This is a genomic window from Chitinophagaceae bacterium, assembly GCA_030053935.1.
Lineage (GTDB): Bacteria > Bacteroidota > Bacteroidia > Cytophagales > JASGCU01 > JASGCU01.
Map to the genome: position 1 here is coordinate 5,702 of JASGCU010000090.1, position 4,177 is coordinate 9,878.

At 34.6% G+C, this 4,177-nt stretch carries 3 protein-coding genes; all 3 read right to left on the bottom strand.

From position 1 onward, the window contains the following. Positions 1 to 40: 40 nt before the first annotated feature. Complete coding sequence (locus QM536_08375) at positions 41 to 1,915, bottom strand: hypothetical protein (GenBank protein MDI9357020.1); 1,875 nt, start codon at positions 1,913 to 1,915, stop codon at positions 41 to 43. Positions 1,916 to 2,047: 132 nt separating this feature from the next. Further along, positions 2,048 to 2,581: an LptE family protein gene (locus QM536_08380; GenBank protein ID MDI9357021.1), complete on the bottom strand. Its 534-nt coding sequence runs from the start codon at positions 2,579 to 2,581 to the stop codon at positions 2,048 to 2,050. Then, the gene (locus QM536_08385) at positions 2,562 to 3,857 is read right to left on the bottom strand and encodes a sigma-54 dependent transcriptional regulator (GenBank protein ID MDI9357022.1); all 1,296 of its coding nucleotides are present in this window, start codon (positions 3,855 to 3,857) and stop codon (positions 2,562 to 2,564) included. The genes QM536_08380 and QM536_08385 overlap by 20 nt, the downstream gene beginning before the upstream one ends. Positions 3,858 to 4,177 lie beyond the last annotated feature (320 nt).

Here is a 4,177-nt window from a genome sequence, read left to right on the forward strand (position 1 = left end):
CATTTTTTGATGGAATAGAGGAAAGTTTCTTTTTCATCATCTATGGTTTTAAGAACGGATATTTAGTTTCTAAATCAATACCACTCTGCTTGAGAATGCTTATATAATCGCTCTTTCTTTGTTTCAGCAGCATTATAGTATTTTTCGCCTCTTCAAAAAGATTTGCATTAATATACATCACAATCATATTAGTGTAAGCGCCCACAAAATCGGGATTTATCTCTATTAGCTTTAACCAATAAGCACGGGCATCGGTAGGACGCTGTTGTAAATAAGCACTTATTCCCATTCCAAAGAGAGCATTATTTTGCTTGGGATTCAGGGCAAGGGATTTTTGAAAAATATGCTCCGCAGTATCTAATGTATTGAGTTTCAGATATACATTTCCTAAATTTGCTAAGTATTCAGCATTTTTTTGCCCATTTCTTTGGACGGATATTTTAAAATAATAGAGCGATGAGTCCAGCATATTCTTATTTTCATAAGATCTTCCTAAGTAATCGGGCAGTTCTGCATCCAATGGATTCAATTGCATAGATTTCAGAGCGTAAAACTTGCCCGTATCAAACTCTCCTTTTCTAAAAAGGTGATTAGCAAACATCTTCAAAGGATAAGCACTCAATGGAGCATCTGCTATTGATGCCTTCCAAAAGGTAGATTCATTCTTAAAATCAGTACTTTTCATAATATTTATTCCCGAAAACAGCACTATTACAGCAATACAAACATTTCTAAACGCCGTATACCGCATCCATTTATAAGAAATAGTGCGGGTAATAAGGTCGATCAACAAAATAACAATTCCTATAACGGGCGTATATAATCTATGCTCTAAATAATCGCTCAACTGCGTACCGTCGTTGAATGTTATTTGAATAATTTCCGTAGGAAGTATAAATGCAAACCACCACATTGCGGTGAAAAGGAACGTCTGCCGTAGTACAGTCTTTCCCTCTGCATCTGCCTTTTTGAAAATAAAAAAAGAAAGTGCAAACAAAAGCAGATACACCACCAACCCTATTGTGGTAGTGAATGTATCAAAGAGACACCACACAGAAAGGTTATAGGGGATAAAAAACTTGCCCAATGCCTCAAAAAAATAAGGTGTATTCCGTAAAAAAGTATGAATCCCATACTCCAATTGCAAGGATACCACATCTGATTCCGTTTTCATGGTACCAAAATTCATGGCATAATACCGCAATGAAAGAAAGAAGATCCCTGCTAAAAGCCATCCCGAGAAAAATAAAAGATACGCCTTTTTTTTTCTTTCTCTCAGCATAAAAAAAAGCAAGAGCATGCAAACGAAAGGAATAATGACAGCGGATTCTTTGGTAAAAAGCCCTCCTAAAAGCGACAAAATGTGAAAAACATAAAACTTTGGAGCATTTGTTTGTACAAACTTTATGAGGGTAATAAGTCCTAAAAGAGTGAATATTGCGAGTAATATGTCATTCCTTCCCATTATCCAACATACTGCTTGGGTAAATAGGGGGCTTATTGCAAAAAAGAGAACGAGTAAAAAGGATATTTTTTTTTCATAGTTCATCAAAAGCAAGAGCCGAAACAAGAGCAAGCAAGCGAGAAAATGATACAAGATATTACTAAAATGATAGAGAGAGGGGGAACTCTTTGCAAATAAAAAATCAATAAAAAAAGTGCAGTATAAAAAGGGTCTATAATATTCTAAGGTCAAAGAATCTATAAATCCTAAGAAAAAATTCTTAAAAACAGAAAAATAATCCTGCCTCGCAACGAGAAATGCTACATCATCAAACTCTATAAATCCGAACCACACCGTCTGCCCATACACAAGCGATATTACTCCGAGAAGAACCAGAGTATAGACATATAATGGTGTTTCTTTTTGGGGTTCTACTTTCTTATTCTGTATGTTTTTTGTTTTTTGTTTCATTGTTCGTTTCCAAAAATTTATAAGTAATGGTAATAGATGTGTTTTATACTTCCATAAATAACAAAAAAATTGTAGGTATAATAGTATTTTCTGTTGCCTGAACAGTTTTTATTTTTTTAATTCATAAGGTACTTACCAATTGGCAATGGTGGAATTAAATATATCTAGTATTATCTTATCAAAGATGTCGCGTAGATACCTTTCTTCGTTTTGTGTTAGAGATTGGGTGTTTGGGTCAAAATCTTGGAAGAAAGAAAAGGATTTATTGGTAAAATTAAAGGCTTCATCTTTGGTATTCGTGTAACTGACGCTTATGGTAATGGTAATTCGGTTTTGTGAGGAGAATCCTACGGTGTTTTGCCCTGTAGCAGCAGAAGGTGCTATGGGGGCAAGAGTGTAATTTTCTATGCTTCCTTCCATATTGAGATCACCATTTTCAGATATAACGGTCAGAGAGGTGTTTTGTTGAAAATAGGATTTTAATCTTTCGGTAAAAAGTATATTCATATACGAAGGACCGAGAGCTGCATTGTTATAAAAGGGTGGTATGGAGATGGTCTTTACATCTGAAGAGATAGAAGCTCCTGTGAGGGAGTAAATACCGCATTGTGTATGCGATAAAATGAGCAGTAGGCATATTAAAAACTTACATATCTTCCAACCCATATTCTTTAATTTTGCGGTAGAGGTTTCTCTCCGAGATTCCCAGTTGTTTAGCGGCATCTTTTCTTTTTAAGTTATTCCGTTTGAGAGCTGTTATAATAAGTTCTCTTTCTTTTTTTACAATGGAAAGAGAATCGTTGGTTTCTTCTGTTATATCTATATTTAATGTTTCTTGTATTGCTTCGGTATCTTCTGTGGTATTTTTTTTCGCTTCTCTTTTAATGGAGGAGGATACTACTATTTGGGCATCGTTTCTTTCTATAAGTGATGGTAATTTCTCATCGGGTTCCATTTCTGTTGCAAATAGATGCCTATTGCTTTGTAAAATCTCGCTTCTTTGGTCAGAATCTTTTAATAACCTGAACACTAATTTTTTTAAATCGGACACATCTTGCCTCATATCAAAGAGAATTTTATAGAGAATGTCCCTTTCATTTATTTCATCCCCCGTTGCTTTCACTTTAAGCAGTGTAGATGGAAGATGAGAATTATTATAAGGAATATAAGCGGTTATTCTTTCTGCCGCGATTTCTCTGTTTGTTTCTAATACAGACATTTGCTCTACCATATTTTTGAGTTGGCGGATATTCCCTGGAAATCTATATTTAAGAAGGACCTGTTTTGCCTCAAACGAGAGAGTTATGGGTTGTGCTTGGTATTTTTCCGAAAAATCCGATGCAAATTTTTTAAATAACCTCTCTATATCATCGCCTCTATCTCTCAGGGGAGGAATTTGTATATTGACTGTGTTGAGACGGTAATAGAGGTCTTCTCGAAACTTCTTTTGTTCAATGGCATTCAGCAGGTCCACATTCGTAGCTCCAATGACTCGTACGTTTGTTTTTTGCACTTTTGAAGACCCTACTTTGATAAATTCTCCGTATTCTAATACTCTTAATAGGCGGGCTTGAGTGCTTATCGGCATTTCCCCTATTTCATCTAAAAATATAGTTCCCTCATTTGCGGATTCAAAATATCCCTTGCGAGATTCGTAAGCTCCTGTAAAAGAACCCTTTTCATGCCCAAAGAGTTCTGAATCTATAGTTCCTTCGGGTATCGCTCCGCAATTTATTGCTATAAATGCTCCATGTTTCCTATGGCTGACAGAGTGGATTATCTTGGAAAAAGATTCTTTGCCTGTTCCACTTTCGCCTGATATAAGCACGCTCATATCTGTTGGTGCCACTTGGATAGCTATTCGGACAGCATTATTGAGCTGCAAGCTATTCCCTATAATTCCAAATCGTAATTTTGTATTGTGAATCTCGTCTTCTCTCATAAATTTAATATATTACTCTAATATGAACCCAAAAATAGAAATTTTTTTAATATAATGCTCTTATTACATTTTAAATAATTCTTAAAGATACTATTTTGCTAAAAAATATCTCATTTTGTAAGTATTTAGCATCTTATAAACAAATTGTTGTAACCAAAATAATAATTTGGTATATTTTAGTAGATGCATTGCATACAATGTATCTACTTTTTATTGCAAAAAATCAATTTTTAGAACCCACCTACAAGAAAAAGCCACAGCCGACCAAGAAATAGCAAAACTCAAAGCAGAATTATACTCATTAAAAAATAAATTATAAA

Excerpts from the sequence above, each read along its gene's own strand:
- QM536_08375 (MDI9357020.1), bottom strand. The coding sequence starts at position 1,915 with ATGAAACAAAAAACAAAAAACATACAGAATAAGAAAGTAGAACCCCAA.
- QM536_08380 (MDI9357021.1), bottom strand. The coding sequence starts at position 2,581 with ATGGGTTGGAAGATATGTAAGTTTTTAATATGCCTACTGCTCATTTTA.
- QM536_08385 (MDI9357022.1), bottom strand. The coding sequence starts at position 3,857 with ATGAGAGAAGACGAGATTCACAATACAAAATTACGATTTGGAATTATA.